General features: G+C 72.7%; 26 protein-coding genes. 12 read left to right on the top strand and 14 right to left on the bottom strand.

The annotated features are described in order from the left end of the window. Positions 1–43: 43 nt before the first annotated feature. The 3 genes from AB0M59_RS03705 to AB0M59_RS03695 are packed head-to-tail and all read right to left on the bottom strand — an operon-like array spanning position 44 to position 2,948. Positions 44–1,231: a cupin domain-containing protein gene (locus tag AB0M59_RS03705; protein WP_364607977.1), complete on the bottom strand. Its 1,188-nt coding sequence runs from the start codon at positions 1,229–1,231 to the stop codon at positions 44–46. A gap of 15 nt (positions 1,232–1,246) precedes the next feature. After that, entirely contained in the window at positions 1,247–1,411 is a 165-nt protein-coding gene (locus AB0M59_RS03700; protein ID WP_364607974.1) for a hypothetical protein, read from the bottom strand. Positions 1,412–1,442: 31 nt separating this feature from the next. Further along, positions 1,443–2,948, bottom strand: a complete 1,506-nt coding sequence (locus tag AB0M59_RS03695; protein ID WP_364607971.1) for an FAD-dependent oxidoreductase — start codon at positions 2,946–2,948, stop codon at positions 1,443–1,445. An 84-nt stretch (positions 2,949–3,032) separates the two neighbouring features. On the opposite strand from AB0M59_RS03695, the gene AB0M59_RS03690 reads away from it, so the two are divergent. From AB0M59_RS03690 to AB0M59_RS03675, 4 genes are all read left to right on the top strand, one after another. Continuing rightward, positions 3,033–3,662, top strand: coding sequence for a TetR/AcrR family transcriptional regulator (locus tag AB0M59_RS03690; protein WP_364607968.1), 630 nt, complete (start codon positions 3,033–3,035; stop codon positions 3,660–3,662). A gap of 20 nt (positions 3,663–3,682) precedes the next feature. Next, entirely contained in the window at positions 3,683–5,344 is a 1,662-nt protein-coding gene (locus AB0M59_RS03685) for a phospholipid carrier-dependent glycosyltransferase (protein ID WP_364607965.1), read from the top strand. A gap of 407 nt (positions 5,345–5,751) precedes the next feature. Then, positions 5,752–6,120, top strand: coding sequence for a hypothetical protein (locus tag AB0M59_RS03680; RefSeq protein WP_364607962.1), 369 nt, complete (start codon positions 5,752–5,754; stop codon positions 6,118–6,120). Continuing rightward, a complete protein-coding gene (locus tag AB0M59_RS03675; protein ID WP_364607959.1) occupies positions 6,117–6,629 on the top strand; it encodes a roadblock/LC7 domain-containing protein in 513 nt (170 codons plus the stop codon). Before AB0M59_RS03680 ends, AB0M59_RS03675 begins: the two co-directional genes overlap by 4 nt. Positions 6,630–6,731: 102 nt before the next feature. On the opposite strand, the gene AB0M59_RS03670 is transcribed toward AB0M59_RS03675, so the two are convergent. Beyond that, a complete protein-coding gene (locus tag AB0M59_RS03670) occupies positions 6,732–8,849 on the bottom strand; it encodes a DUF2156 domain-containing protein (protein ID WP_364607956.1) in 2,118 nt (705 codons plus the stop codon). Between the two features lie 85 nt (positions 8,850–8,934). Beyond that, complete coding sequence (locus AB0M59_RS03665) at positions 8,935–10,728, bottom strand: sensor histidine kinase (RefSeq protein WP_364607953.1); 1,794 nt, start codon at positions 10,726–10,728, stop codon at positions 8,935–8,937. A gap of 142 nt (positions 10,729–10,870) precedes the next feature. On the opposite strand from AB0M59_RS03665, the gene AB0M59_RS03660 reads away from it, so the two are divergent. The 3 genes from AB0M59_RS03660 to AB0M59_RS03650 are packed head-to-tail and all read left to right on the top strand — an operon-like array spanning position 10,871 to position 12,475. After that, positions 10,871–11,242, top strand: coding sequence for a response regulator (locus AB0M59_RS03660; RefSeq protein ID WP_364607950.1), 372 nt, complete (start codon positions 10,871–10,873; stop codon positions 11,240–11,242). Next, on the top strand, positions 11,235–11,840 hold the full coding sequence (locus AB0M59_RS03655) for an ATP-binding protein (protein ID WP_364607947.1): 606 nt from the start codon (positions 11,235–11,237) through the stop codon (positions 11,838–11,840). The genes AB0M59_RS03660 and AB0M59_RS03655 overlap by 8 nt, the downstream gene beginning before the upstream one ends. Beyond that, a complete protein-coding gene (locus AB0M59_RS03650) occupies positions 11,831–12,475 on the top strand; it encodes a response regulator transcription factor (RefSeq protein WP_364607944.1) in 645 nt (214 codons plus the stop codon). The genes AB0M59_RS03655 and AB0M59_RS03650 overlap by 10 nt, the downstream gene beginning before the upstream one ends. Positions 12,476–12,534: 59 nt before the next feature. Here the strand turns inward: AB0M59_RS03650 and AB0M59_RS03645 are convergent, their stop codons facing one another. Together AB0M59_RS03645 and AB0M59_RS03640 are read right to left on the bottom strand one after the other, a co-directional pair. Beyond that, positions 12,535–13,269, bottom strand: coding sequence for a hypothetical protein (locus AB0M59_RS03645; protein WP_364607941.1), 735 nt, complete (start codon positions 13,267–13,269; stop codon positions 12,535–12,537). Between the two features lie 5 nt (positions 13,270–13,274). After that, positions 13,275–14,234, bottom strand: a complete 960-nt coding sequence (locus AB0M59_RS03640; RefSeq protein ID WP_364607938.1) for an ATP-binding cassette domain-containing protein — start codon at positions 14,232–14,234, stop codon at positions 13,275–13,277. A gap of 184 nt (positions 14,235–14,418) precedes the next feature. On the opposite strand from AB0M59_RS03640, the gene AB0M59_RS03635 reads away from it, so the two are divergent. Further along, positions 14,419–15,222 carry a type II CAAX endopeptidase family protein gene (locus tag AB0M59_RS03635; protein WP_364607935.1) on the top strand — a complete coding sequence of 268 codons (804 nt, stop codon included), beginning with the start codon at positions 14,419–14,421 and terminating at the stop codon, positions 15,220–15,222. Here AB0M59_RS03635 and AB0M59_RS03630 read toward each other — a convergent pair. Beyond that, positions 15,181–16,119 carry an SAM-dependent methyltransferase gene (locus AB0M59_RS03630; RefSeq protein ID WP_364607933.1) on the bottom strand — a complete coding sequence of 313 codons (939 nt, stop codon included), beginning with the start codon at positions 16,117–16,119 and terminating at the stop codon, positions 15,181–15,183. The genes AB0M59_RS03635 and AB0M59_RS03630 overlap by 42 nt on opposite strands. Before the next feature lie 48 nt (positions 16,120–16,167). Here AB0M59_RS03630 and AB0M59_RS03625 point away from each other — a divergent pair, with 48 nt between their 5' ends. Further along, positions 16,168–16,689: a helix-turn-helix domain-containing protein gene (locus AB0M59_RS03625; RefSeq protein WP_364607930.1), complete on the top strand. Its 522-nt coding sequence runs from the start codon at positions 16,168–16,170 to the stop codon at positions 16,687–16,689. Between the two features lie 3 nt (positions 16,690–16,692). Here the strand turns inward: AB0M59_RS03625 and AB0M59_RS03620 are convergent, their stop codons facing one another. Further along, positions 16,693–17,253, bottom strand: a complete 561-nt coding sequence (locus tag AB0M59_RS03620; RefSeq protein WP_364607927.1) for a TetR family transcriptional regulator — start codon at positions 17,251–17,253, stop codon at positions 16,693–16,695. A 37-nt stretch (positions 17,254–17,290) separates the two neighbouring features. On the opposite strand from AB0M59_RS03620, the gene AB0M59_RS03615 reads away from it, so the two are divergent. Beyond that, positions 17,291–18,319, top strand: a complete 1,029-nt coding sequence (locus AB0M59_RS03615) for an epoxide hydrolase family protein (RefSeq protein WP_364607924.1) — start codon at positions 17,291–17,293, stop codon at positions 18,317–18,319. On the opposite strand, the gene AB0M59_RS03610 is transcribed toward AB0M59_RS03615, so the two are convergent. After that, positions 18,316–19,266 carry a WYL domain-containing protein gene (locus tag AB0M59_RS03610; RefSeq protein WP_364607922.1) on the bottom strand — a complete coding sequence of 317 codons (951 nt, stop codon included), beginning with the start codon at positions 19,264–19,266 and terminating at the stop codon, positions 18,316–18,318. The genes AB0M59_RS03615 and AB0M59_RS03610 overlap by 4 nt on opposite strands. A gap of 89 nt (positions 19,267–19,355) precedes the next feature. On the opposite strand from AB0M59_RS03610, the gene AB0M59_RS03605 reads away from it, so the two are divergent. Both AB0M59_RS03605 and AB0M59_RS03600 read left to right on the top strand, forming a co-directional pair. After that, positions 19,356–19,751 (top strand): RidA family protein, encoded by a 396-nt coding sequence (locus AB0M59_RS03605; RefSeq protein ID WP_364608500.1) that lies wholly within the window; start codon positions 19,356–19,358, stop codon positions 19,749–19,751. 103 nt (positions 19,752–19,854) lie between these two features. Further along, entirely contained in the window at positions 19,855–20,673 is an 819-nt protein-coding gene (locus AB0M59_RS03600) for an IclR family transcriptional regulator (RefSeq protein WP_364607919.1), read from the top strand. Positions 20,674–20,727: 54 nt separating this feature from the next. Here AB0M59_RS03600 and AB0M59_RS03595 read toward each other — a convergent pair whose 3' ends face one another. The 4 genes from AB0M59_RS03595 to AB0M59_RS03580 are packed head-to-tail and all read right to left on the bottom strand — an operon-like array spanning position 20,728 to position 25,515. Then, the gene (locus AB0M59_RS03595) at positions 20,728–22,197 is read right to left on the bottom strand and encodes a dihydroorotase family protein (RefSeq protein WP_364607916.1); all 1,470 of its coding nucleotides are present in this window, start codon (positions 22,195–22,197) and stop codon (positions 20,728–20,730) included. Positions 22,198–22,205: 8 nt separating this feature from the next. Continuing rightward, positions 22,206–23,585, bottom strand: coding sequence for an FAD-binding protein (locus AB0M59_RS03590; RefSeq protein ID WP_364607913.1), 1,380 nt, complete (start codon positions 23,583–23,585; stop codon positions 22,206–22,208). Then, positions 23,582–24,214, bottom strand: coding sequence for an aspartate/glutamate racemase family protein (locus AB0M59_RS03585; protein WP_364607910.1), 633 nt, complete (start codon positions 24,212–24,214; stop codon positions 23,582–23,584). The genes AB0M59_RS03590 and AB0M59_RS03585 overlap by 4 nt, the downstream gene beginning before the upstream one ends. Continuing rightward, positions 24,214–25,515: an MmgE/PrpD family protein gene (locus tag AB0M59_RS03580; RefSeq protein ID WP_364607907.1), complete on the bottom strand. Its 1,302-nt coding sequence runs from the start codon at positions 25,513–25,515 to the stop codon at positions 24,214–24,216. Before AB0M59_RS03580 ends, AB0M59_RS03585 begins: the two co-directional genes overlap by 1 nt. Positions 25,516–25,529: the final 14 nt, after the last annotated feature.

Genomic DNA, 25,529 nt, shown 5'->3' with positions numbered 1-25,529 from the left:
CCGGGCCGGGGTGGCGGCGCTGCGTCACCCCGGCCGGTCGTCGTCACGCTCTCGCCACGAGCCCCTGGGTGACCAGCTCGCCCAGCAGCGCCCGCACGGTGGCCCGGTCCACGCCCGGCGCGGCGTCGGCCAGCACCTTGAACGGCTGCGGAGCGCCGCCGAGCAGCGCCGCCAGCACCGGTCGCGCGGGAGCCGCGAAGACCAGGCGCTTGCCGGCGGCGACCAGGGCGACGGTGCCCTCGCCGTCCACCAGCGCGGCGCGCGGGGCGAGCAGCCGGACCTCGAAGTCGTCGTCCGGCGGCAGCAGCTCCGCCGTCGCCGCCCACGGCAGGCCGACGCGGGTCTGCGCGGGAGCCTGGGCGTCGCGGTCGGCGAGGAAGCGGTCGACGAGGTCCCCGGCGGTCAGCTCGGCGAGCCGCCGGCGCAGCGCCTCGGCCCGCTCGGCCCGCACCTCGGGCCCGGCGAACCGGGGCAGGTCCGCCCGGAACAGCTCGTCGGCCCGCAGCTGGTCGGCCAGCCACGCCACCAGGTCCACGCCGGTCGCGGCGGTGAACCCGATGGTCAGGTGCAACGACTCCTCGCCCACGGCGGACACGTCGTGCCAGTGCCCGCGCGGCAGGTAGAGGACATCGCCGTCTTCCAGCAGGAAGTCCTCGTACGGCTCCCCGTCCGGGCGTTCCGGCAGCTCGACGTCGCGTTGCAGCGGCGAGCGGCGGGTGACGCCGTGCAGGCGCCAGCGCTTGCGCCCGGAGAGCTGGATGATGAACGCGTCGTGGTCGTCCCAGTGCACGTCGAAGCCGTGCGTGGTGCCCCAGCCCGCGTACAAGTTGACCTGGATCCGCTCGCGCAGGTCGTGTTCGAGCCGGCTCGCCAGCTCCCCGACCCCGTCGACCAGCTCGTTGACCGAGTCGACGACGAGCGTCGCGCCGGCACGCAGGTGTTCGGCGAAGGGCGCCGACAGGACGCGCGGCACGAAGCCGTTGCGCCGGGTCGACACCATCTCGGTGTAGGTGTGCGCGGGCACGACCTCGCCGTCGAGCGCGAGGCGCAGCCGGGGGAACTCCAGGCGGTGCTGCCGCAGCACCCGGTCCAGCTCCGGCCACGGGAGGAGGTCGGCGAACCGGCCCTTCTCCCCCGGGAACCGCCGCGGCGCCTTCCCCAGCACGTCTTCGAAGAACTGGCCGGCCTCGAGCGGAGCCACGAGGCCGGCCAGTCCGGGAATCTCCGTCACGGAGCGGGACAACGGCTAGTCGTTGCCGTCGTTGTCGGCCACCGCGCCGTTGGCCTTGCCCCGGTCCACCGCGGCCGTCAGCGTCTCCACGCCGAGCAGCAGGCCACTGGCGGGCATCTCGGTGGGCGTTGCGGCGTTTTCCATCCGGACCTCGCAAACGTCGACGACAGGGATTCCCACGCTACGTGAGAATCCCCGGATCGGGCATAGGTCATTTAGGTTGTCTCGGAGCCGGGTCACCGAGCGCGGCGAGGTAGTCCGAGACCGCCGAGACGGCACCGGCGTCGGAGATCAACCCGACGAAACCGTCAGGACGAATCAGCACGAGAGTCGTGCCGGACGCGCCGTAGGCCTCGGCGAGGTGACCTTCGGAGTCGGTGAGCTCGCCGGGACCCGCAGGCCTTCCGACGACCCGGAGCGTCCTGAGCCCGGCCGGATACGCCCCGGGCTCGCCGCCGAAGTCCAGCAAAGTGAAATTTCCTCCGCGCGTCAGGTCGAACAGCCGGCGTGCGCCGTCCACCGTCGTCAGGCCGGTCGCGTCGGGGGCGCGGTCGCCGGCGCGCAGCGGCGCGGTCTCGTCACGGTCGTCTCGTGCCAGAACGGATCCGCGATAGCCGATGCCGAGCTGCATCGTGGCCGCGTCCCGGCGGATCGGGACGCCCTTGCGCTCCACCGCCTCCTTGAGGCGAGCGTCGGAAAGCGCGAGCACGGCCGCCGCGACGGGTCGCCGCTCGGCCTCGTAGCTGTCGAGCAACGCCGGCGAGGCGCCCTTCGCGACCGCCGCGAGCTTCCAGCCGAGGTTGTGCGCGTCCTGGATGCCGGTGTTCATCCCCTGGCCACCGGCGGGCGAGTGGATGTGCGCCGCGTCGCCGGCGAGGAACACGCGGCCCTCGCGGTAGCGCTCGGCGAGGCGGACGTTGGCGCGCCACAGCGACGACCACTCCGGCTCGTGGAGCCGGAGGTCGGTGTGGCCGCTGCGCCGCTCGAGGATCGCCTGCAGGTTCGCGAGCCCGAGCCCGGCGTCCTGCCCCGGCGCGATGCTGGCCTGGAACTGGAAGGCGCCGGTCGAGGGCAGCGGGCAGAGGTTGACCAGACCGTCCTCGTGCCGCCACATGTGCCATGCACCGCGATCGAGGCCGTCGACCCCGACGTCGGCGACGATCATCCGCACCTCGTCCCGGGTCTCGCCCTCGAACGCGATCCCGGCCTGCTTGCGGACGGTGCTGTGGCCGCCGTCGCAGCCCACCAGCCGGCGCGCGGTGACCGTCTCCGCCACGCCGTCCTTGACGAGCACGGCCGACACGCCCTCGGCCGACTGCTCGAAGCCGTCGAGCACGGTGCCGAACTCGACCGCGCCGCCGAGCTCCGCCAGCCGCAGCCGCAGTGCCTCCTCGACGCGCCATTCGGGCGTGATCAGGCTCGCCGGGTGGGGAATGTCGGAGCGGTCCCCGAGCGTCTCGGTGCCGCCCAGCGTCACCTCGCCGCCGGGAGCGGTCGACCGGATCGGCATCGCCATCCGGCCGTGGGCCAGCACGCGCTCGACGACGCCGAGATCGTCGAACACCTCGAGTGTCCGCGGCTGGACGCCCTTGCCGCGCGAGCCGGGCCGCGGGCCGGGAGCGGCCTCGACCAGGCGGAACGGGACGCCGGCGCGCGCCAGCTCACAGGCCAGCGTGAGGCCGGTCGGGCCGGCGCCGGCGATCAGCACGGTGGTCATCTCAATCCCCCCAAGAAAGGAATCACTTTCTAACGAGCGTAGGCGCCCTTGCCGAGAAAGGAAACCCTTTCTATCGTGACGCGGGTGACCGCCGAGGCAGCCGGACCCGTCCGCCGTCGCCGGCACGGCAAGCAGCTGGAGGCCGAGCTGCTCGCCGCCGGCTGGGACGAGCTGGTCGAGGCCGGGTACGGCCGCCTGACGATGGAGTCGATCGCCGGGCGCGCCCGCACCAGCGAGGCCGTGCTCTACCGCCGCTGGGCCAACAAGGACGAGCTCGTGCTGGCCGCGATCGAGCACTACCGGAGCGCCCACCCGGTGGCGGTCCCCGACACCGGCACCCTGCGCGGCGACCTGCTCGCCCAGCTGACGGCCGTGGGCGAAACCCGCGCCACCTTCTTCGCCATCGCGGCGGCGACCGCTTTCTCGGGGCTGCTGGCCGGCACCGGCCTGACGCCCGCCCAGGTCCGCGCCAAGGTCATGGGCGACCAGGCGCTCCCCCACGGCCGGACCCTCTACCGGCGCGCCCACCAGCGCGGCGAGATCGACCTGGACCGCGTTCCCGCCGCGGTGCTCGACCTGCCGTTCGACCTGGTGCGCCACGACCTGCTCATGGAACTCGTGCCCCCGAAGCCGGCCCGCATCCGGGTGATCGTCGACGAGCTCTTCCTGCCCCTCCTGCGGAACCACCAGGCAGGCCACGCGTCCCTGGAGTGACCCGGCGAAAGGACCGCGGGATGTCCCTTCTGACGAGCCGGGAGCCGGGCGCGGACGAGGCGATCCCGGAAGAGGTGCCAGGCGAACGGCCTCGGCGGTGGTGGCTCGCGCTCGTCGTGGTCGCCCTGCTCGCGGAGATGGCGATCGCGATGATCACGACTGCCGTCGAGCAGACCCCGACCATCGACGAGCCGGTCTACGTGGGCACGGCGGTGGTCTACCTCGAGCAGCACAGCCTGCGGTACAACCCGGAGCACCCTCCGCTGGGCAAGTTGATCATCGCGACCGGGCTCGCGTTCGCCGGCCCCCGCTTCGATCCCGCGTTCACCGGCGACCAGACGCAGCTCGGCCGGCACGTGCTCTACGAGTCGGGCAACGACCCGGGACGGCTGTTGTTGCTGGCCCGGCTGCCGGTGATCGTGCTGACGCTCCTCTTCGGACTGGTCGTCTTCGCGTTCGCCCGCGACCTGACCGGCCCGGCCGGCGGCGTGACCGCCCTGGCCCTGTACGCGTTCTCGCCCGACCTCATCGCGCACGGGTCGCTGGCCACCCTCGACGTGCCGGTGGCCGGGTTCCTGCTGACGTCGGCCTGGCTGCTGTGGCGGGCCCGGCGCCGCCCTGTTCTGTACCTTCCCCTCGCCGGGCTCGCTCTCGGTGCGGCCGTGGCCACGAAGATGAGTGCGCTGGCCGCGATTCCGGTGGTGCTGTTCCTGGTCGTACTGTCCTGGTGGCACGCCCGCCGTGACACTGGTCCACAAAGGACGATCTGGCTGCTCGGGCTCGGCGTGGCGGCGGCGCTCGCCGTGGCCCTGATCGCGATCGCCGTGGTGTGGGCCGCCTACCTCGTCGTCGATCCGCGGCTGCACTGGGCGACCCCGCCGGACCTGCCGGCCGTCCACGGCCTGCGCGCGCTCGCCGACCGGCTGCCGCTGCCCCGGCCGTACCTCGACGGGATGCGCGTCCAGTTCGGCTTGGAAGACCGGACGTGGAGCACCTTCCTGCTCGGCCGCTACCACGCCGGTTCGCTGTGGTACTACCTGCCGGCCGCGCTGCTGGTGAAGCTGCCCCTGGGCGCGCTGGCCCTCGGGTCGGCGGGCGCGGTCGTGCTGGTGGCGGTCCCCCAGCTGCGCCCGGCGGCGCCGTACGTCCTCGTCCCCGCGACCGTGCTGCTGGCCGCGGCCATGGCCAGCACCCGCGACCTCGGCGTCCGGTACGCGATCTTCGTACCGATGTTCCTGGCGATCGCGGCGGCGGGCGTCGTCGCCCTCCGGCGGCGGTGGGCGTACGTCTCGGTGGCGGTCCTCGTCGTCTTCGCCGCGGTGAGTTCACTGCGGACGTTCCCCTACTACCTGCCGTATTCGAACGAGGCGTTCGGCGGCCCGGCGCAGACCCACCTCCGCCTGCACGACTCGAACGTCGACTGGGGCCAGGACCTGGGCCGGCTGGCGGGCCGCCTGCCGGGCGAGCGGGTCTGGCTGGTGTACAAGGGAAGCGGCGTGCCGTCCGCGTACGGCATCGACGCCGCCGACCCGCTCGCCGTGCCGCCGGACGAGGTGCACGGGCTGCTCGCCGTGTCGGATTCCGCCATCGCCAAGGCGGACGGCCGCCTGGCGGCGCTGATCTCCGGGAGCGAGCCGATCGACGAGGTCGGGCACTCCATCACGATCTACCGCCGTCCGTGACCACCAGCGTGGTCAAGTGAGCCACGACGAAGCGTTCCCACCGCTTCGTCGACCGGCACGCGCAACGCCGAAAACCCTCCAACTGCTCGACCCGAGCGGAGGTCGAGACCTGGAAGTCCGCCCTGGACGAGGAACCGGCGAGTGCCATTTGCCGACTGCAATTTGCAGATCCGGATTCGGCGCTCAAGTGAGCGCGAATAGCGGAAAATGAATCCCGAAACAGATTATGTACCTGCGAACAAGTCACGAGCTGAAATGAAAGTTGCTCCGAACGGCCGTACTTGAAACTGCCGCCGACACTTAACGTCACATGCCTGCACAATCGACCGCCGGATGGACGAACGAGAGTCCCCGACCGGTCGATTGTGGACATAGCACGTGATCACCCCACTGGAGGACGGCTTTTCATGACGATCGACCTTGCGTTGAAAGAAGCGATGAGCATTCCCGGCGCCGTCGGCGCGACACTCGTCGACTACGACAGCGGGATGTCCCTCGGTTCCCTGGGCGGCGGCGAGTGGCTCGATCTGGATATCGCGGCGGCGGGCAACACCGAGGTCGTCCGGGCGAAACTGCGCGTCATGTCCTCCCTCGGACTCGACGACAGCATCGAGGACATCCTCATCACCCTCCACCGCCAGTACCACCTGATCCGGCCGCTGTCGGCCCGAGGCAACTCCACCCTGTTCCTCTACCTGGTCCTGGACCGCGAACGAGCGAACCTCGCGCTCGCCCGGCACAGCCTGAAGCGCATCGAGACCAGCCTGTCCGTATGACGAGTGCCGACACCCACAGCCAGCCCTCCCGCGCCCCGCTGCCGGTGCGCAAGCCGGCGCCGGAAACCGGCGGACCGCCGCCGGACCGGGCCGTCCAGCGGCCGCCCCTCGACGCCGACGAGATGCTCGAGGCGCTGCGCAAGGTCCAGGACCAGGTCGACCAGGTGGCCGGGCTGCTCGTGGCCACCCACGACGGTCTGGTCCTGGCCGACGACACCAAGGCCGTCGAGGCCGACAGCGTCGCCGCCATGTCGGCGGCGGCCATCGGCCTCGCCGCGCAGTTCACCGCCCAGGCCCGGATCGGCGAGTCGCGCAGTGCGATGTTCGAAGGCAGCTCCGGCTACGTCTGCGTCTTCCCCGTCGAAGGGTCGCTCCTCCTCGTCGTGTTCGGCCAGCCGGACATCACCATGGGGCTGTTCACCCTCGCCGCCAAACAGGCGTTGACGCAGCTCCGGCACCACCTCCCGGCACCGAACGGAGCACCCCGGACGCGGTCGTCGCCGGAGTGACTTCGCGGGCCGAAGCGCCTCGCCCCAGGTCTTGAATGACTCATTCAGGACCTCCCAAGCCCTGAATGAGTCGTTCAAGACGCCGGAGCCCGGCCGACCGCGCTAGTCCGCGTGAGCGGTGGCCAGTCCGGCCAGGGTGCGCAGGTTCGCCTCCGGCAGGTACGCGCGCGTGAGCGCCATGCCGATCCGCGGCAGGTCGCCTTCGTCGCGGTAGGCCAGGTACATCGGCTCGAAGCGCGGACTGAACTTCAGCTTGAACGCGTGCAGCGAACGGAAGCCGTACACCGGTTCCAGCTCGCGGCTCAGCACGTCCAGCAGCCGCTCGACCGCGACCGGCTCGGTGTTCGCCGCGGACCGGGCCAGCGGTGCGCCCGACAGCGACACGAACCGCATCCCCTCCGCCTGGAACGCCAGGATGGCGGATCCGATCAGGAACTCGACGGCGGGCCGGAAACCGTCGCCGCGGCGGCGCATGAGGTCGAGGGTCCAGCCGTGGACCTCGCCGTCCGGCCCGTGCACCGGCAGCCACGACGTGACGCCGTGCACGCTGCCGTCCGCGTCGACGGCCAGGCCGACCCGGGTCGCCGGATCCAGCGCCTCCTCCATGCCGCCGAGCGTGAACCCCATCTCCGGCATTCCCTTGTCGCCGACCCATTCTTCGCAGATGGCGCGGACCTGGCTGCGGACGCCCCACGGCTCGTCGGCCAGCACGACGTGGCGGTACGCGACACCTTCCTTCGCGGCGCGGTTGAGCGCCGAGCGCACGTTCTGCCACTTCTTGCCCCGCAGCTCGAGCCCGTCCAGGTCGACCAGGGTGTCCTCGGCGATCTGCACGTGGCTCCAGCCCAGCCCCGCGGCGGCGTCGGCGACCGGCTTCGTCACGGAGAACAGGCACGGCACGACGCCGGCGTGCTCACAGGCCGCGGCGAACGCGCGCACCGCGTCACCCACGAGCTCGGTCCGCCCGATCGGGTCGCCGAGGCCGATGGCCACCCCGGCGTGCCGCCGGTAGGCGAGGACGGCCTGCCCGTCCGGGGTGCGGAAGTGCGCGTTGTCGGGCCAGGTGGCCATCCAGGACAGCGTGCCGCCGCCGTGCCGGCCGAGCAGTTCCCGGACGCCGGGCGCGTCGGCACCGCCGATCCCCGCGGCCGACCGGCGTCGCGACGGTGCCCGGAACGCCCAGCGGGTCAGGAGCAGCAGCGCCAGCTCGGCCGCCCACAGCACGGCGCCGGTCACGGCGAGGGCCTTCTCCGCCGAGGAGTCCTGGCCGAAGGCGAACCCGACGGCGGCGACCACCCCGATGAGCACGTTGATCGCGGCGAGCGTGGTCGCGCACCACCACGCCAGGCGCCGTCCGCCGCGCAGTCCGTTCGCCAGCAACGCGACGACGGCGATGGTGAGCGCGAGGCCCCAGCCGGTGTCGGCGCCGCCGGTGGTGCCCAGCGGGCTGTCCGCCGGGAACAGCCAGAGCACCAGTTCGGCGACGGCGATCAGCGCGAGGCCGGTGGCGGCGAACAGGCGCCATTCTCGGCGCCCGGCGTGCACCCGGCCCGCCGGGCCGACGCGGTGGCCGCCGGCCAGGCGGTGGCTCAGGGGCAGCGCGATCGCGACGGCCCACAGGTGCTCGAGGTCGGCGAGCCCGCCGAGGAACAGGAACGACACGCCGACGTAGACCCACAGTCCGGCGCGCAGCCGCAGCCGCCACGGCGAGCGCACGGTCGCCGACACCGCCGCCGCGCACGCGAGCGCGCCCGCGGAGATCCCCGCGTCGAGGTGGGTGGCGAGCTCGTGCGCCCACGTCCACCCGGTGTCGCGGAAGACCAGCAGCGTCAGCGCGGCGCCGAGCACTCCGGCCAGCTGGCCGAGCGCGCAGATCACCGCGGTCCGCCCGGTGCCGAGCCGCCATTCCGCGCTGCCGGCGAACACGGCGAACGAGACCAGCACGGGCAGGTAGAAGATCGGTGTGAGGGCGAGGAACGAGCCGGTGACCGGCGTCCACCACTGTGCGCCGGCCAGCGCGGGCAGGCCGTATCCGGCGCCGTCGAACCACGCCTGCGCGCTCGCGGCGTCCCAGAGCGCGCCGGTCGCGACCCCGGTGACGACGATCGCGAGCAGCACGCCGGTGGTGAACGGCAGCCGCCGGCACAGCACCGTGACCAGTGCGTGGACGCGCGAAGGCGGGGCCGTCGCGGGCTCGGTGGTGGTGAGCGAGCTGCTCATCGCGTCTCCTGGTGGTCGCTGGGGACCCCAGCGTCCGCCGGACGCTCCCGGCCGGGCACCGGGTCCGCCCGGCCGGTGGGGAGGGTTAACCCTGGTCCCGGGACGTGGTTTCCGCCGTCCGCACCGGCAACTCCGCCCGGACGACGGTTCCGCCGCCGGCCGGGCTCACCACGGTCAGCTGCCCGCGGAGCGCCTCGACGCGGTCGGTCAGGCCGCGCAGCCCGGAGCCCGCGGCGGGGTCCACCCCGCCGACGCCGTCGTCGGCGATCTCGATGACCGCCTTGGGTCCGGCCCGCCGGAGCCGGACGGTCACCACACCGGCCCGCGCGTGCTTGGCGGCGTTGGCCAGCGCCTCGGACGCGACGAAGTACGCGGCGAACTCGATCGGCTGGGGCAGCCGCGGACCGGGCTCGCACGCCACCGTCGTGGGCACCGCCGAGCGGGTGGCGAGCGCCTCGAGGGCGACGTCCAAGCCTTGGTCGAGCGCGGCCGGGTGGATGCCGCGGGCGAGCTCGCGCAGCTCGGCCAGTGACTGGGCCAGCTGGTCGCTCGCCGAGGTGACGAGCTGCTCGGCGTCCGCGGGGTCGCTGCGGATCTGGCGCTGGATCAGGGAAAGCTGCATCGCGAGGGTGACCAGGCCCTGCTGGGCGCCGTCGTGCAGGTTGCGTTCGATGCGCCGGCGTTCGGCGTCCCCGGCGGCGATGATGCGTTCGCGGGAGTGCTCGACCTCGGCCAGGCGCCGCCGCGCTTCGGTGTGCAGGTGCTGGTTCTCCAACGCGATCGTCGCCGCGGCGGTGACCGCGTCGACCAGCTCGGGGTCGTCGTCGAGCGACCGGTCGTAGACGAGGACGGCCACGCGCCGGCCGTCCCGCTCGACGACGGACACCGATCGGCCCGCGCCCGCGCCGGGCAGGGGCACCGGGCGGCCGTCGAGGTCGGTGTAGCTCCCGGTGTCCGACGTCGTGGCGTAGCCGACCTCGAGGTCCGGGTCGCCGAGCGCCTTGGCCAGCGCGCCGCGCAGGTCGTCGGGCCCCACTGTGCGCAGCCCGCGGAACAGGTCGGCCAGCCCGCCCCTGGCCAGCCGGGATCGCAGCAGCCCCACCAGGAACGCGATCGGCACGGTGAGCAGCGAGCACACCCCGATCCAGAGGAGCAGCATCGACTTCTCCCCCGTCAGGAACTGCGCCGCGAGCAGCCACCCGAACAGCACCAGGCAGGCGGCACCGGCGACGGCCGGTACCAGCGCGCGCCGGCCGGGCTTCGACGCCGAGCGCCAGCGCATCGCCACGACCGCGGCGGTGCCGGCCACGGCGGCCAGCAGGGTGCCGCGCTGGGCGACGTCGACGATCTCCGCGATCCGCTCGTGCGGCCAGAACGCGACCGGGTTGCCCGGCACCCCGGCGAACAGCAGGTACAGCGGGGCCAGGACGGCCAGCTCCAGCAGGACCGCACCGGCCAGCACCCGGTCGGCCGTCGTGCGCACCCGGCCGCCGGTGAGGAAGGTCAGCACCAGCAGGACGAACGGCAGCACCCACAGGTCCGGCAGCCACAGGGCGACGACCTGCGCGGGCGGCCAGGCCACCTGGCTCAGCAAAGGACTGACGAAGAAGGCGAAGCCGGTGACGGTCATCAACAGCCCGCTGTGGTTGTCGGGCCGGCGGCGCCAGGCGATCAGCCCGCAGGCGGCGAACGAGCCGCCGATGAGCCGGAACGCGACGTCGATCGCCTCGGCCGGCGCGTCGTTCGGGAACAGCACCGGGACCAGCGCGCCGAACTCGGCCGCGAGGGCCCCGGCCCAGAGCAGGATCCAGAAGCCGGGCCCGTGCCCGGTTCGGGCGAACCGGTGGACGCCGTGGGGCTGCGCCGTTTCCGAAGCCATGACCTGTCCCGCTGGGATCGACCGGTCCCCCTGGCAGCCGCAAGGTAATACACGACCGGCCCCGCCGGTACCGCTGAACCGACGCCACGGCACAGGGTTGTCCCGGTAGCCGCCGGGACGGCCGCGCTGCGACCATGGCGGGATGGTCCCCCGGGTGCTCATCGTGGACGACCACGCCGCGTTCCGCTCGTTCGCCCACCGTGTCCTGGTGGCCGACGGGCTGGTGGTGGTCGGCGAAGCCGCCGACGGCGCGGCGGCGATCGCGGCCGTGCCGCGGCTGCGTCCCGACGTCGTCCTGCTGGACGTCGGACTGCCCGACATGGACGGCTTCGCCGTCGCCGCGGTGCTGGACGCGCAGGACGAGCCACCCGCCGTGGTCCTGGTGTCCAGCCGCTCCCGAGCCGACTACGGGTCGCTCGTCGACGCCAGCGGCGCGGTCGGGTTCGTCGCCAAGTCCGCGTTGAGCGGCGACGCCGTCCGGCGGCTCCTGACCCCGGGGCGTGACGATGCGTGAGCCGGAGAGCGCGCGGATCGTCGACGCCGCCGACGAATTCCGGCGCCGGCTCGAACGGCGGCTGCACGACGGCGCCCAGCAACGCCTCGCCTCCGCCGTGCTGGTCCTCGGCCTGGCCGGCCGGACGCTCACCGGTGACGCGGCCGGGCTCGTCGCCGAAGCGAGGCAGGAACTGGCCTTGGCTATGGCAGAGTTGCGGGAACTGGCTCGGGACATCTACCCGGTGCTGCTGACCGAAGCCGGTCTGGGACCGGCGCTCGCCTCGCTCACCGACCGGTGCCCGGTCCCCACCGTGGTCTCGGCCGTGCCGGACGGGCGGCTTCCCGCGACGGTGGAACGGACCTGCTACTTCGTGGTGTTCGAGGCGGTTCAGAACGTGGCCGCGCATGCGTCGGCGACCCGGGCCGAGGTCGTGGTCCGCGCAGAAGGAGGTCACGTGAGCGTCGAAGTCGGTGACGACGGTGCCGGCGGCGCCGACCCGGACGGCCCGGGGCTGAGCGCGCTGGCCGACCGCGTGGCCGCCCACGGGGGCCGGCTGCGCGTGGAAAGCGAGCCGGGCGCCGGCACTCGCGTGAGAGCCGACGTGCCATGCGGGTGATGATCGCCGACGACGCCGTCCTCTTCCGCGAAGGCGTGGCGCGTGTGCTCACCGAAGCCGGGTTCGACGTCGTGGCGCAGGTCGGCGACGCCGTGTCGTTGCTGCAGCGGGTGCGGCACGACCCGCCGGACGCCGTCGTCGTCGACATCCGGATGCCGCCGACCCACACCACCGAGGGCCTGGACGCGGCCGAGAACCTGCGCGAGCGGTACCCGGCGGTCGGGGTGCTGGTGCTGTCGGCCCACGTCGAACCGCACTACGCGCTGCAGCTGATCGAATCCGGCGCGCAGGGTGCCGGGTACCTGCTGAAGGAACGCGTCGCCGATCTCGACGAGCTGACCGACGCCCTCCGCCGGGTCGCGGCCGGTGGACTGGTGATCGACCCCGCCGTCGTCGCGCAGCTCGTCCGGCGCCAGCGCACCCGCAGCCCGCTCGACGACCTGACCGAGCGGGAGCGGGACGTGCTGGAGGTGATGGCCGAGGGACGCTCCAACCAGGCCATCGGCCAGCGGCTCTACCTGAGCCCGAAGACCGTCGAGGCCTACGTGCGGTCGGTGTTCACCAAGCTGGGGCTGCACCAGGGCGCCGACGACAACCGGCGGGTCCTCGCGGTGCTGACCTACCTGCGCGGCTGAGCCGTGAGTGGCACATCGAGGGACTTCAAGTCCCTCGATGTGCCATTCACGGCTCGGCGTCAGGCGTCCCGGCGCTTGGCCACCGCGATCGCGATCGCCAGCAGGCCGCCGCAGACGAGCGCGAAGTAGCCCATCGCGGCCCACGGCTGGTCGGTCAGCGGCGCGCCGTCCGCGGGCCGGCCGCCGAGCAGGAACTGCTTGGCCGCCTGGAACGGCAGCCAGCGGGCCGCGGACTCGAAGCCGGGGATCAGCGCGAGCAGCGACTCGACCATCATCGCCCAGGTCAGCACCAGCGCCACCGCGCCCGCGGTGTGCCGGACCAGGATCCCGACCGCGACGGCGAACACGGCGGCCACCAGGTAGACCAGGCCGACTCCGGCGACCTGACGCCATTCGGTCACCCCGTGCAGCGCGAGGTCGCGGCCCGGCATCAGGACCAGGCCCAGCGCCCAGCTGCCGAACGCGGCGAGCAGGCCGACCAGACCCGCGCCGAGCGCGACGACCAGCGTCTTCGCCAGCAGCACCGCCCCGCGATCGGGCGAGGCCAGGAACGTCGTCCTGATCATGCCGACGGAGTACTCCGTGGTCACCGCGAGCGTCGCCATCACCATGACGACTGCCAGCCCCAGGCCGTACCCGAGCTGGGTCGACGGGACACCCGTGAACCCGGTGTCCTGGCTGCCCGCCATGGAAATCGAGCCCACGCCGATCGTGGCCGCCACCCCGACCGCGGCGCACCACCACGGCGACCGGGTGGAGGTCAGCTTGATCCGTTCGGCTGCGATGAGGGACATGTCGCTCACCTTCCCGCCGCGGCGAGCGCCGCGGAGTTGGTCCGGCGGCGGGCGGGTTCGCCCGCGCTGTACTCGACGTCGTGCCCCGTGAGGTGCATGAACGCCTCTTCGAGCGAGCCGCGGCACAGGGCCAGCTCGTGCAGCACCAGCCCGGCAGCCGCGGCCAGCTCGCCGACGCGGGTGATGTCGGTGCCGGAGATGATCAGCGACTGGTCGTCGTCCGGGGAGGCCTGCACGTCGACCCCGTGGCGCATCAAGACTTCCGCCAGTTCCAGCAGCTGCGGGCTGCGCACCCGCACGGTGGAGGTGACGGCGCCCTCGACGAACTCGGCGGTCGAGCTTTCGGCGATCAGCCGGCCCCGCCCGATGACGACCAGGTCGGTGGCGGTAAGGGCCATTTCCGGGAGCAGGTGGCTGGACACCAGCACACTGCGCCCTTCGGCGGCGAGGTCCCGCATGAACTCGCGGATCCACACGATGCCTTCCGGGTCCAGCCCGTTCACCGGCTCGTCGAACAGCAGGACCCCCGGGTCGCCCAGCAGCGCGCCGGCGATGCCGAGCCGCTGGGACATGCCCAGCGAGAAGGTGCCGGCGCGGCGGTCGGCGACCGCGGTGAGCCCGACCTGGTCGAGCACCTCGTCCACCCGGCCGGCCGGGAGCCGGTTCGACACGGCCATCCACCGCAGGTGGGCGCGAGCGGATCTGTTGGGGTGCACCCATTTCGCGTCGAGCAGGGCACCGACCTCCCGCAGCGGGTGCCGCAGGTCTTCGTAGGGTCTGCCGCCGATCAGGGCGTGGCCCGACGTGGGCCGGTCCAGGCCGAGGATCATGCGCATCGTCGTCGACTTGCCGGCGCCGTTCGGGCCGAGGAAGCCGGTGACGCGGCCGGGCTCGATGGTGAAGGACAGGTCGTCGACGGCGAGCGTCGGGCCGTAGCGCTTGGTGAGTCCGCACGTTTCGATCATGGAGCTCCTCCTCGTGGCGTTCGGTCGAGAAGCCACTGTGGCGGCGGCACCCGCTTTCCCGGCAGCGGGAAAACCCTGGCGGCCACGGGGAAAACCCTCGTCGGTGCACGGAGCCGCCCCGCTACCGGCGCGCCCGCCCCGGGCGCACCGTGGACCGGAACCCCCAGCCATCCAGGAGGACCCGATGTCAGCGATCACCGCGTGGACCCGTCGCCACCGCCTCACCGCGTTCTTCGGTCTCGCGTTCACCCTGTCCTGGTGGGCGTGGCCGTTCTACGCCGCCGGCATCGCGCCGACGCCCTTCTTCGCCTGCGGGCCCGTGCTCGCGGCGCTCGTCGTCATCGCCGTCACCGACGGCCGGGCCGGCTACCGCGACCTGTTCGCGCGGCTGACCCACTGGCGCGTCGGCTGGACGTGGTGGGCCGTGGCCGTCGCGCTGCCGCTCGCCGTGCTGGCCGTCGCGGTGGCGGCGAACGTGACGATCTGGGACGCTCCCGCGCCCGACTTCGGCGCCGTCGCCTGGGCCGACGTCGGGCTGTTCGCGGCGGTGCGGTTCGTCAACCCGCTGGACGGGCCGATCGGCGAGGAGCCCGGCTGGCGTGCCTACGCCCTGCCGCGCCTACAGGAGAAGCAGTCCCCGCTGCGCGCCGGCGTCATTCTCGGTGCGCTGGTGGCGCTGTGGCACCTGCCGCTGGTCACCTCGGGCATGCTCGCGCCGTTCGGTCTCCCCGTGACCTTCGCGATCACCCTGGTCTACGTGTGGCTGGTCAACCGCACCGGCGGGAGCGCCCTGATGGCCGTCGTCTTCCACGTGTCGCAGGGCGCGATCGGTGCTGCCGCGCTCGGCTTCACCGGCGCCGACGCCGATCGGCTCGGATGGCTCACCGGCACGCTGTGGTGCGTGGTCGCCTTCGGCGTCGTGACCGCCGATCGCGCGGCTTGGCTCTCACCCCGCCACGTCCGCCGTTCCGCCGATGTCTCGGTGTGAGCCGTCGGTCTCGGCCAGGGTCCCGCTGACGTAACGCAGTTCGCCCATGCGCAAGTCGTCGTCCGCCAAGGGCGGAAGGTCGTGGGTGGCAAGCAGGTCCCGCGTGCTGATCGCGGTCAGCGTCCAGCCTCGGGCGGTCAGGTAGGGACCCGCTTCGTTGCGCTCGCCGAAGTACCGCAGCCGCGTCATGTCGGTGTCGAAACCGTGCTCGCGCCAGAGTTCGGAGATGCCGTCGAGGCGTTGCTTCGTCTTCTCCTCGGCGCCCGGTCGCGGGTTCGGCCGGCTTTCGGTGGCCACCCGGCTCCCCGGCGCGCTGAGCTCGGTCACCGTGTCGAGCAGGCGATCCTGCGCCTCGGGCGGCAGGTAGCCGAGCAGGCCTTCGGCGCTCCACGCGCTCGGGCGGGCCGGGTCGAACCCGGCGGCGCGCAATGCGGCCTGCCAGTCGTCGCGCAGATCGACCGCGACCACCCGCCGGTCGGCCGTGGGCTCGGCGCCCAGCTCGGCCAGTACGCGGGTCTTGAACTCGACGACCCGCGGCTGGTCGAGCTCGTACACCACGGTCCCGGCCGGCCAGGGCAACCGGTACGCCCGCGAATCCAGCCCCGAAGCCAGGATCACGACCTGCGCGATGCCCGCGTTCGCCGCGTCGAGGAAGAACTCGTCGTAGAACCGGGTGCGCACCTTGGCGCCGTCGATCGCGACCTGGTCGACCAGGTCGCCGGGCGGCAGCTCACCGGTCGCCAGGCGGGTGAGCAGGTCGATGCCGACCGCCCTGACGAGCGGCTCGGCGAACGGGTCGTCGATGAGCGAATCCGTCCGCGTCGCGATGGCGCGGGCCATCGCCGCCATGGTCGCGGTCGCGCCGACACCGGACGCAGGGTCCCCGTTCGAAGTCATCAGCGGACCGTAACGGAGGCTTCCGGCCGCCTGGCTAAAGTGAGAGTCGTGACCGCTCGTTTGCCTCGCGACCGCGTCCTCGAAGCGGCGCGCGCGGTGTTCGTCACCGAGGGCCTGGCGGTACCGGTCCGGGAGATCGCCCGGCGCGCCGAGGTGGGGCCCGCGACCGTCTACCGCCACTTCCCCACCAAGGAAACGCTCGCCGCGGCGGCGTTCACCGAGCAGGCACTGGCCTGGCAGTCCACTGTGGACGAAGGGCTCGCCGACCCCGATCCGTGGCGCGGCTTCCGCGTCACGGTCCGGAAGCTCTGCGAACTGCAGGCCCGCGACCACGGCTTCACCACGGCCTTCAAGGCCACCTTCCCGCGCGCGGTGGACCTCGCCGCGATGCGCACGACGTCGCTGACCTCCGCGGCCCGGCTGATCCGCCGCGCCCAGGAGAGCGGCCACCTGCGCCCCGAGGTGAGCTTGGCCGACCTGCAGGTCGTGCTCATGGCCGGCACCGGCATCCCCGCGGGACACCGGCGGTTCGCCGCTCTCATGACCCGGGGATTCCGCCGATCGGTCTGAGTCTCACCCGTCGGCGAGACGCTGAATCACCGCGGCCAGCCACACTTCGAGCGCACCGGGGTCGCCGAGTTCGGAACGCAGCACGCGGCGGCGGGTCGAGACACCGAGTACGAACGCGTCGATCGCGGCGGCCCGGCCGCGGGCGTCCGCGTCATCGAGGCCGCTGTCGCGTAGATACCGGTGCAACGGTTCCAGCGAGTTCGTGTCCAGGAAGCCGGCCAGCGCCTCCGCCGCCTCCGGGCGTTCGCCCGACGCGCGTTGCAGCACCAGCAGCGGATCCTCCCCCGGCTCGCCGGACCAGCGCCGGACGATGCTCGCCGCGAGCCGTGCGCCCAGCTCGGAACGGTCGCCGCCGAAGGAGTCCTCGACCGGGATCTCCACCTGGGTCGCGGCCAGGAAAAGGCCTTCCTTGCCGCCGAAGTAGCGCGTGATGAGGTTGGGTGACACGCCGGCCGCGTCGGCCACGCCCTTGACCGTGATCGCGGTGTAGCCGTGCCGGGCGAACTGGCGTCGCGCCTGGTCGAGGATCCGCTGCCGGGTGGCCGCCGCGTCGCGCGAAGTCATGTGTACGAGCATACACATCATGTGTATCGTCGTACACATGATGGACGAACTGCGGGAACGACTCCGGCGGACCCGGCGGGTCACGATCCCCTGGAGCGCCGACGGGACGCGCGGCATCACCGCCACCCGGCTCGACGAGCTGCTCGCGCATTGGGCCGGCGGCTACGACTGGGACGTGCACGAGCGCCGCATCCGCGCGCTCCCCTGGGTCACGGTGCGTGGCTTGCGGGTCATTCACCAGCGGTCCGCGGATCCCGGCGCCCCGGTCGTCGTGCTGCTGCACGGCTGGCCGGACTCGGTGCTGCGGTTCGAACGCGTCCTGCCGCTGCTCGCGGACGTGCACGTGGTGGTCCCCGCGCTGCCGGGCTTCCCGTTCGCGGCCCCGCTCACCACACCCGGCACGTCGGCCGGCCGGATCGCCGAAATCGTCGCCGACGCGCTCGCCGAACTCGGCTACCCGCGGTACACGGTGTCGGGCGGCGACGTCGGCGGCACCGTCGCGGAAGTCCTCGCGGGCACCTACCCGGACCGGGTGACAGCCCTGCATCTCACGAACGTCGCCCCACAGCGTGCGCTCACGGCGGACCCGGCGACGCTCGCGCCCGACGCGGTCGCCTACCTCGCCCGGGCAGCGCAGTGGTTCCGGACCGAGGGCGGCTACATCGCCGAGCAGTCCACGCGGCCGAACACCCTCGCCGTCGCCCTCGGCGACTCACCCCCCGGACTGGCGGCGTGGATCGTCGAGAAACTCGAGTCCTGGTCCGGCGAATCGGCCTTCACCCCGGACGAGCTACTGACCTGGGTCACCGCCTACTGGGCCACCGGCACGATCGGCACCTCGTTCGCCACCTACACCGAACCGGTCACGCTCCCCCGCCGGATCGAGACGCCGACCGTGCTGTCGATCTTCCCGGACGACATCAAGCCGGAGCCGCGAAGCTACGCCGAAGCGTTCCTGAACGTCGTCGAATACGTGGAACACCCGGCCGGCGGCCACTTCGCCGCGTGGGAACAGCCCGGGGCCTACGCACGCGACCTGCGCCGCGCCGTCGAGCTGAGCGGCTAGTTCCCGTACCGGGCGGCGATCGCGGCCGCCCGGTCGCGCAGGGCAGTGCGCAACGACTGGGGCGCCAAGGCTTCCGCGTCCGCGCCGAGCTGCCACAGCGCCCACTCGGCGTGCCACGCGTCCTGATACGTCGCCTCCAACCGCAGCCAACCGTCGGCATCGGGTTCTGCCGCGCGGACCGCCACGGCCGTGCTCAGCACTTCCTCTCGCCGCTTCGGATTCACCCGGATCCGGACGGCGATGTGCCCGCCGGAAAGGAACTGTGCGCAGCGTTCCCGCCAGACGCGGTCCAGGTCGACCCGGTCCGGCCGCTCGGCCGGTTCGGGCCGCTCCTCGGCGGCCAGCACCCGCGACAGCCGGTAAGTGCGGTCCGCGCCGGATCTCGTGGCCAGCAGGTAAGTCCGGTCGCGGACCGTGACCAGGCCGATCGGGTCCACCGTGCGCCAGCGCGGCTCCTGATCCGTCGCCGCGTAGTGGAGGCGTAGCTTGCGCCCGGCCAGCACCGCGCGCCGGATCTCGCTCATCACCGGGCCGGGCACCTCCTCGCGCACCGGACGGCGGGAAAGCAGGTCGGTCGGCGGCTCGACGAGGAACCGGCGGGCCGCGTCGCTCGCCGCGGCCCGGTGGCTTTCGGGCAGCGCGTCGACCACCTTGCGCCGGGCCGAAGCGAGCGCCGGGCCGAGGCCGAGGCCGGGTCCGGTGGCCAGCAACGCCAGGGCTTCGTCGTGGTTCAGCCCGGTGAGCTCGGTCCGGAAACCGGGCAGCAGCGCGAACCCGCCGTGCCGGCCGCGTTCGGCGTAGACGGGGACGCCGGCCGCCGACAGCGCCTCGATGTCGCGCAGGACGGTCCGGGTGGACACCTCCAGCTCGCGGGCCAGCGCGTCCGCGGTCAGCCGGCCGCGCTGACGCAGCAGCAGGACCAGCGAGACCAGCCGGTCGGCGCGCATGCGAAGACCCTAACGAATACCCGACAGAAGATGTCGTGATTGACGGGAAAGCTCGGGCGTACCTCGAACCGGATGGAGCTGATGTGGCAGTGGAACGAACGGCGGTCAACCCGACGACGTGGTCGGCGGAGATGGGGTTCAACCAGGGAGAGCTCGTCTCCGGGTGCACCCGGACCCTGTACTGCTCCGGGCAGACCGCGATGAACGCCGACGGCGAGCCCGAGCACGACGGGGACGTGGCCGCGCAGCTGGCACTGAGTCTCGACAACCTGGAGGCCGTGCTCGGCGAAGCCGGCATGTCGCTGGCGAACCTCGTCCGGCTCACCGTCTACACCACCGACGTCGACGGGCTCTTCCCGCACTACGGCGTACTGGCGGCGCGGCTGGGCGCCGCCGGGGTGGCCCCGGCGACCACGATGCTCGGGGTGACCCGGCTGGCGATCCCCGGCCAGCTGGTCGAGCTGGAAGGGACCGCGGTCTCGTAACAACGTATCGCTGGCCGGAACGGTTCACCCGATATGGCGCGCCAAAGTGCTACAGTTCGAGCCGAACCGTTCCTGTCAGCGAAACGAACCGAGGACCACGAGCTTGGCCGTCAACAGTACCGCCGGGCGCAAGCCCGCCGTCCCGTCGGACAACGCCGGCACCGAGGCCGCCGCCCGGGTGGCCGACGTGCTGCTGCTCTTCACCGGTGGCCCCCGGTACCTGGGCGTCAGCTCGATCAGCCGGGAGCTCGACCTGTCGAAGGCGGTCGTCTACCGGATCCTGCAGTCGCTCGTCTCGCGCGAGATGCTGGCCACCGATCCCGGTGTCGCCGGCTACCGGCTCGGCCCCGCGGCCGTCGCGCTCGGGGCGAGCGCCCTGCGCCGGTTCGACGCCCGCGTCGCGGCCACCCCCGTCCTGCGGCGGCTGCGGGAGGAAACCGGGGAAACGACCACGCTTTCCGGGCTGGTCGGCGACGAGCGCGTGTACCTCGACCAGTTCGAGAGCCCGCGCGAGATCAAGATGACCGTGGAGCTCGGCCGGCGGTTCCCGCTGCACGCCGGTTCCTCGGGCAAGGTGATCCTCGCGTCCCTGCCCGAGGACCGCCGGGAAGCGTTGCTGCACCGGGAACTCCCTGCTTTGACCGAGCACACGATCACCACGCCCGAGCAGCTGCGCGACGCCCTCGCCGAGGTGGCCCGCGACGGTGTTGCGGTCTCGCTCGGCGAACGGCAGCCCGGTGCGGGGTCGGTCGCCGCTCCCCTGTTCGGACCCGACGGCGAGGTGCACGGTTCGGTCAGCATCTGCGGTCCGCAGTACCGCTTCACGCCCGAGGCCGTGGCCCGCTACCGCAACCTCGTGCGTGAGGCCGCGGCCGAGATCCGGCAGAGCTGGGCCTGGCTGCAGGAGCCCGGAAACCGGTAGGGGTCGTGAGTGAGAAACAGGGTTCTAACACTGTTTCTCACTCACGACCGCCTTTCACCGGCCGCGCTTGAGGTACCGGCCCACCGGGTCGCCGGCGATCTTGCCGTCGGCGAACACGTGGTGGCCGCGCACGAACGTGTCGGTCACCTTCGCCGTCATGTCGAAGCCCTCGAACGGCGTGTACTCCTGCGTCGACTCCGACTCCGCCGCGCGCACGGTCCACCGGACGTCCGGGTCGACCAGCGCGAAGTCCGCGTCGAAGCCCTCGGCGATCGTGCCCTTCTTCAGCAGGCCGTAGCGGCGTGCCGGGTTCCGCGACGTCAGCTGCGCGATCCGCTGCAACGACAGGCCGCGCTTCGTACCCTCACCGACCAAACCGGGCAGCAGGTACTCGGCACCGCCGAAACCGGACTTGGCCAGGAAGACGTCGTCGCGGTCCGCACCGAACTTCAGCTCGTCGCGGCAGCACGCGTGGTCACTGACCACCCAGTCGACGTCGCCGGCGAGCACGTGCCGCCACAGCGCTTCGACGTCGTCGCGCTCGCGCAGCGGCGGGTTGACCTTGCCGCCGATGCCCGACGCGGTGTCGACGTCGGCCAGCAGGTGCCCGATCGTCACCTCGCGCCGGAAGTCGATGTGCGGGAACGCCTTCCCCATGGTCAGCGCGGCCGACAGCGCCTTCTCCGACGACAGGTGCAGCAGGTTGATGTTGGGCAGCCCGGTCTCGTGCGCCAGGTAGGACGCGATGGTGACGGCGAGCCCTTCGGAGTGCGGCGGCCGCGACGCGCTGTAAGCCCGCAGGCCCGACAGCGAGCCGTCCTGCTCGACGAGCTTCGTGTACGCGGTCATGATCTCCGCGGTCTCGCAGTGCAGCGAGAGCGACAGGTGCGGCGCGTACTCGGTCAGGATCTCGCGTGCCTGCTGGACCCCGCGCATGACGAACTCGAAGTGCGCGATGTCGTAGCGCTCGTCCGGCGGGATCATCAGGAAGTCGCTCTGGCTGGTCGAGCGCCCGTGCAGGCCGTGGCTGCCGTAGAACATGAAGATCTTGAACGACGTGACGCCGAATTCCTCGACCAGGTAAGGGATCTCGGAGATGTGCTCCGAGCTCATCGGCGCGAGGTGGAAGGCGTAGTCGACGTAGGCGTTGCCCTCGGACGCGCTGAGCACTTCCGGGAAGAAGTCGCGGTAGCTGCCGCCCTTGTTGAGGTAGTACTGGCCGGTGCGCATGTAGGTCAGCGACGTCGTGACGCCGCCTTGCGCGCTCGCGCGGCTTTCGGTGCGGGTGTCGGTGGCCAGCTCGTTGTAGATGCCCCAGTGCTGGTGCGCGTCGACCACGCCGGGGAACGCCAGCAACCCGCGGCCGTCGACGACCTGCGCGACGTCGTCCGTCGGCAGGTTCGGCGCCACGCGCGTGATGGTGCCGTCGTTGACGGCGATGTCCAGCAGTTCGGGCTCGGATCCGTCGGCGTCGTCGGGCCGGACGACCCGAACGTTCTTCACGAGCAGTTCCGTCGTTGCCATGCTTCTCCTCAGCTTGCGGTGTAAGGGGTTCGGCGCCGGGCGACGTCGCCGGCGGCCAGGTAGGCCAGCCCGAAGGCGGGCAGAAGTCCGTTGCCGGGCAGGTAGCCGGCGGCGCCGTGGCCGGAGATGCTCGCCGCGGCGCCACCCGCGGCGTAGAGCCCGGGGATGGGGCGGTCGTCGGTGTCGACGACGGCGGCGTGCTCGTCGACCAGCAGGCCGCCCTGGGTGTGGAACAGCGCGGGCACTACGCGCACCGCGGCGAGACGGCCCGAAAGCGGACGCTCCCAGTGGGTGCGGCCGTGCTCGTCTTCACGCTCGCCGCGCGCGATCGCGGCCGCCGTGGCGAGTTCCGTTCGGAGGGCCTCCGGGGGTAGGCCGGTCGCCTCCGCGAGCCCGAGAGCGTCGTCTGCCCAGACCAGCGCGCCCGCGGAAACGACGTCCCGGAAGTCCTGGAACGGCTGGCACTGCTCGAAGATCGTCTCGTCGAGCACGATCCAGCCGGTCGAGCCGGGCCGCGCCGCCAGCTCGGCGGCGTACTCCGAGTAGCCGCGCGTCTCGTTGCCGAAGCGGCGGCCCTCGAGGTCGACGAGGATCGCGCCGTGGATGATCGTCGCCCAGCCGACGAGCGTCCCGGCAGCCGCGGAAACCGCGCCGTGGCCCTGGTACGCGTCGAGGAACCCGGTCGCGGCGCCGAGCTTCTCGCCGATGCGCACCGCGTCGCCGAGCGACTGGTCACTCCCCTGGTACAGCGATCCTGAAATCTCCGGCAGGTGCTTGGCGACCAAGTCGGCGTCGGCGCCGAAGCCGTTGGTGGCCAGCAGGACCGCACGGGTCGGGATCTCCTCCTCGGTGCCGTCGGGGTACCGGACCACGACGGCGCGGACACCGTCCACATCGGACAGGACGTCGGCCAGCCGCGCCGGCGCGAGCAGCTCGATGTTCTCGTGCTCGGTCACGCGCCGGGCCAGGTGGTCGATGACGCCGGAGCCGTGCCGGCCCGGGATCGTGTGGCACCGGGGCACGGCGTGGCCGGGGTAGTTGAAGTCGGTCACCAAAGACAAGGGCAGCCCGGCGGAGTCCGCGAGCCACTCGACCAGCGGCGCGCTCACCTCGGCCAGGGTGCGGGCCAGCCGCGGGTCGGCCTGCCCGTGCGTCTTGGCCATGATGTCGGCGACGAACCTCTCGGGCGAGTCGTCGACGCCTTCCTCGGCCTGCCAGCGGGAGCCGGCGCCGGGGAACATCGCCGTGGACATCGAGGTGTTGTTGCCCCGCCGGAAGTGCTCGCTCGCCTCGACGACCAGCACGTTCAGTCCCAGCTCGGCCGCCCGCAACGCGCCGGCGAGCCCGCCACCCGCGCCGGCGACGACGAGGTCGGGTCCGTCGGTCACCGCTCCTCCACAGCCAGCAGCCGCATCGCCAGCTCCGTCGGGTCGACGATGCGTGCGGGCAGGTCGGCGGGTTCGACGTCGACGGCCGAGCAGCCGTTGATCACCGCCGTCGCGCCTGACGCGGCGAGTTCGCGGACGGCCGTGCCGAGCGCCGCGTTCCACGTCTCGGTCTCGGCGATCGCGGAGAACGGCAGGTCCAGCACGCGGACACCGACGAAGTACTCGGTCAGCCGATACGCGGCGATGCGCTTCGCGAACTCCTCGGCGATGGCCTCGTTGCGGACGACCGCGCCGAACCGGACGCCCTTCGCGGCGAGGTGGGTCGCCGACAGCTTGAGCAGGCCGTGCACGGGCAACGACGGTTCCGCGACGGCGTCCGGGACGGCCGGGTCCAGCACGCAGTCCGGGAAGGCCAGGTCCCAGCCGTCGCCGGCGGCCGCGAGCACGGCGGCGACCTCGCGCTCCGAAACCCGCATGGACTCGTCGGTGTCCAAGGTTTTCGGGGCCGCCGGGCCGACGTCCCGCAGCTCGATCTCCAGGCCCGGCGGCGCGAGCCGGTCGTAGCGTTCCTGCCGCCGCCGGATCTCCTCGGGCGGCAGGTGGATGGGCGTCACCGCGAGGGCACGCATCAGTTCGGCTCCTTCTCTTCGGTTCCGGCCAGCTCGCGCAGCGCCGCGCCGACGCGGGGCAGGCCGGGCAGGTCGTGGCCCAGCGCGGCGGCGCGGTCCACAACCTGCGCGGGCAGCCACTTCCCGAGCAGGCCGGCCAGGTCGGACTCGGTCAGCGGGTGGTGGTCGGCGTCGCCGACCGGGTTGGGCACTTCGGAGGTCAGCGACGTGCCATCGTCGAACGCGACGGTGACGCGGGCGGCCCGCTCGTCCGGCAGACGCGCGGTCAGGTCGGCGGCCTCGACGACCCGCACCCGGCTCGCCAGCGCCCGCACATCCGCGTCGCAGAGCGGGCTCTCCGGCCCGACCTCGCCGGTCAGCGCGGCGGTCGCCACCACGAACGGCGTCGAGAACATCGCCGAGAGCCGGTTGGACCAGTCCACATCGGACAGTCCGGCGCCGAGGACGTGGCTCTCCACCAGGATGCGCGTGATGCAGTCGGCCCGGAACCCCGGCCGCGAGCGCAGGTCGAGCACGGCGTCCGCGGCCGGGTGGGTGAAGGAGCACGACGCGTGCCGCTTGAAGTAGCCGCGGGTGATGTCCCACCGGGTGCCCAGCTCCGCGGTCAGCTCCCCCGGGTCCAACGAACCGAGGAGAGTGCCGAGCGAAAGCGCGGCCGTGCCGGTCGTGCGGGCCATCCCGGCCGCCGCCATCCGGGCGGCGGCGAGCCCGGACGTCGCCGAGGCGCCCAGCCAGGCGTTGCGCACCGGGTTGCCCTGGGTCGCCGAGTCGAAGTGCCCGGCGATGCCCAGCCCGGCCGCGGTGTCGATGGCGGCTGCCACCGCGCCGGGCGGGAGACCGAGCAGCCGCGCGCAGCCCGCCGCCGCGCCCGGGACGCCCCAGCTGCCGTGCGGGTGCGCGCCCGCGCGCAGGGTGGTCGCGCGGCCGAACCGCGCGGCGACCTCGTAGGCGGCCAGCAGCGCCGCCGCCGTGTCCGCGCCGGTGCTGTCCAGTTCGGCCGCCAGCGCGAGCACCGCGGGGAACCCGTGGGCGGCCGGGTGGCCCTTGGCGTATTTATGGCCTTCGTCCAGCTCCAGCGACACCAAAGCCACCCCGTTGAGCCAGGCCGCCGCGTCGGTCGTCACCAGCCGCCCGCCGCCGATCAGCGGCGCCGGGCCCGCGGGTGCGCGCCAGGCGTCGACCAAAGAACGCTGCTCCGGGAGCGAAGCACCCAATGCGGTGACGCCGACGACGTCGAGCAGGACGAGGGACAGCCGGTCCAGCACCGCCGCCGGGACACCCGAGACGTCCAGTTCGGACACCCAGGCTCCCAGCG

Source organism: Amycolatopsis sp. NPDC051371 (genome assembly GCF_040682155.1).
Classification (GTDB): domain Bacteria; phylum Actinomycetota; class Actinomycetes; order Mycobacteriales; family Pseudonocardiaceae; genus Amycolatopsis.
This window is presented reverse-complemented; position numbering and strand designations above follow the sequence as displayed.

Excerpts from the sequence above, each read along its gene's own strand:
- AB0M59_RS03695 (WP_364607971.1), bottom strand. The coding sequence starts at position 2,948 with ATGACCACCGTGCTGATCGCCGGCGCCGGCCCGACCGGCCTCACGCTG.
- AB0M59_RS03685 (WP_364607965.1), top strand. The coding sequence starts at position 3,683 with ATGTCCCTTCTGACGAGCCGGGAGCCGGGCGCGGACGAGGCGATCCCG.
- AB0M59_RS03680 (WP_364607962.1), top strand. The coding sequence starts at position 5,752 with ATGACGATCGACCTTGCGTTGAAAGAAGCGATGAGCATTCCCGGCGCC.
- AB0M59_RS03675 (WP_364607959.1), top strand. The coding sequence starts at position 6,117 with ATGACGAGTGCCGACACCCACAGCCAGCCCTCCCGCGCCCCGCTGCCG.
- AB0M59_RS03670 (WP_364607956.1), bottom strand. The coding sequence starts at position 8,849 with ATGAGCAGCTCGCTCACCACCACCGAGCCCGCGACGGCCCCGCCTTCG.
- AB0M59_RS03665 (WP_364607953.1), bottom strand. The coding sequence starts at position 10,728 with ATGGCTTCGGAAACGGCGCAGCCCCACGGCGTCCACCGGTTCGCCCGA.
- AB0M59_RS03660 (WP_364607950.1), top strand. The coding sequence starts at position 10,871 with ATGGTCCCCCGGGTGCTCATCGTGGACGACCACGCCGCGTTCCGCTCG.
- AB0M59_RS03655 (WP_364607947.1), top strand. The coding sequence starts at position 11,235 with ATGCGTGAGCCGGAGAGCGCGCGGATCGTCGACGCCGCCGACGAATTC.
- AB0M59_RS03650 (WP_364607944.1), top strand. The coding sequence starts at position 11,831 with ATGCGGGTGATGATCGCCGACGACGCCGTCCTCTTCCGCGAAGGCGTG.
- AB0M59_RS03645 (WP_364607941.1), bottom strand. The coding sequence starts at position 13,269 with ATGTCCCTCATCGCAGCCGAACGGATCAAGCTGACCTCCACCCGGTCG.
- AB0M59_RS03640 (WP_364607938.1), bottom strand. The coding sequence starts at position 14,234 with ATGATCGAAACGTGCGGACTCACCAAGCGCTACGGCCCGACGCTCGCC.
- AB0M59_RS03635 (WP_364607935.1), top strand. The coding sequence starts at position 14,419 with ATGTCAGCGATCACCGCGTGGACCCGTCGCCACCGCCTCACCGCGTTC.
- AB0M59_RS03630 (WP_364607933.1), bottom strand. The coding sequence starts at position 16,119 with ATGACTTCGAACGGGGACCCTGCGTCCGGTGTCGGCGCGACCGCGACC.
- AB0M59_RS03620 (WP_364607927.1), bottom strand. The coding sequence starts at position 17,253 with ATGACTTCGCGCGACGCGGCGGCCACCCGGCAGCGGATCCTCGACCAG.
- AB0M59_RS03615 (WP_364607924.1), top strand. The coding sequence starts at position 17,291 with ATGATGGACGAACTGCGGGAACGACTCCGGCGGACCCGGCGGGTCACG.
- AB0M59_RS03610 (WP_364607922.1), bottom strand. The coding sequence starts at position 19,266 with ATGCGCGCCGACCGGCTGGTCTCGCTGGTCCTGCTGCTGCGTCAGCGC.
- AB0M59_RS03595 (WP_364607916.1), bottom strand. The coding sequence starts at position 22,197 with ATGGCAACGACGGAACTGCTCGTGAAGAACGTTCGGGTCGTCCGGCCC.
- AB0M59_RS03585 (WP_364607910.1), bottom strand. The coding sequence starts at position 24,214 with ATGCGTGCCCTCGCGGTGACGCCCATCCACCTGCCGCCCGAGGAGATC.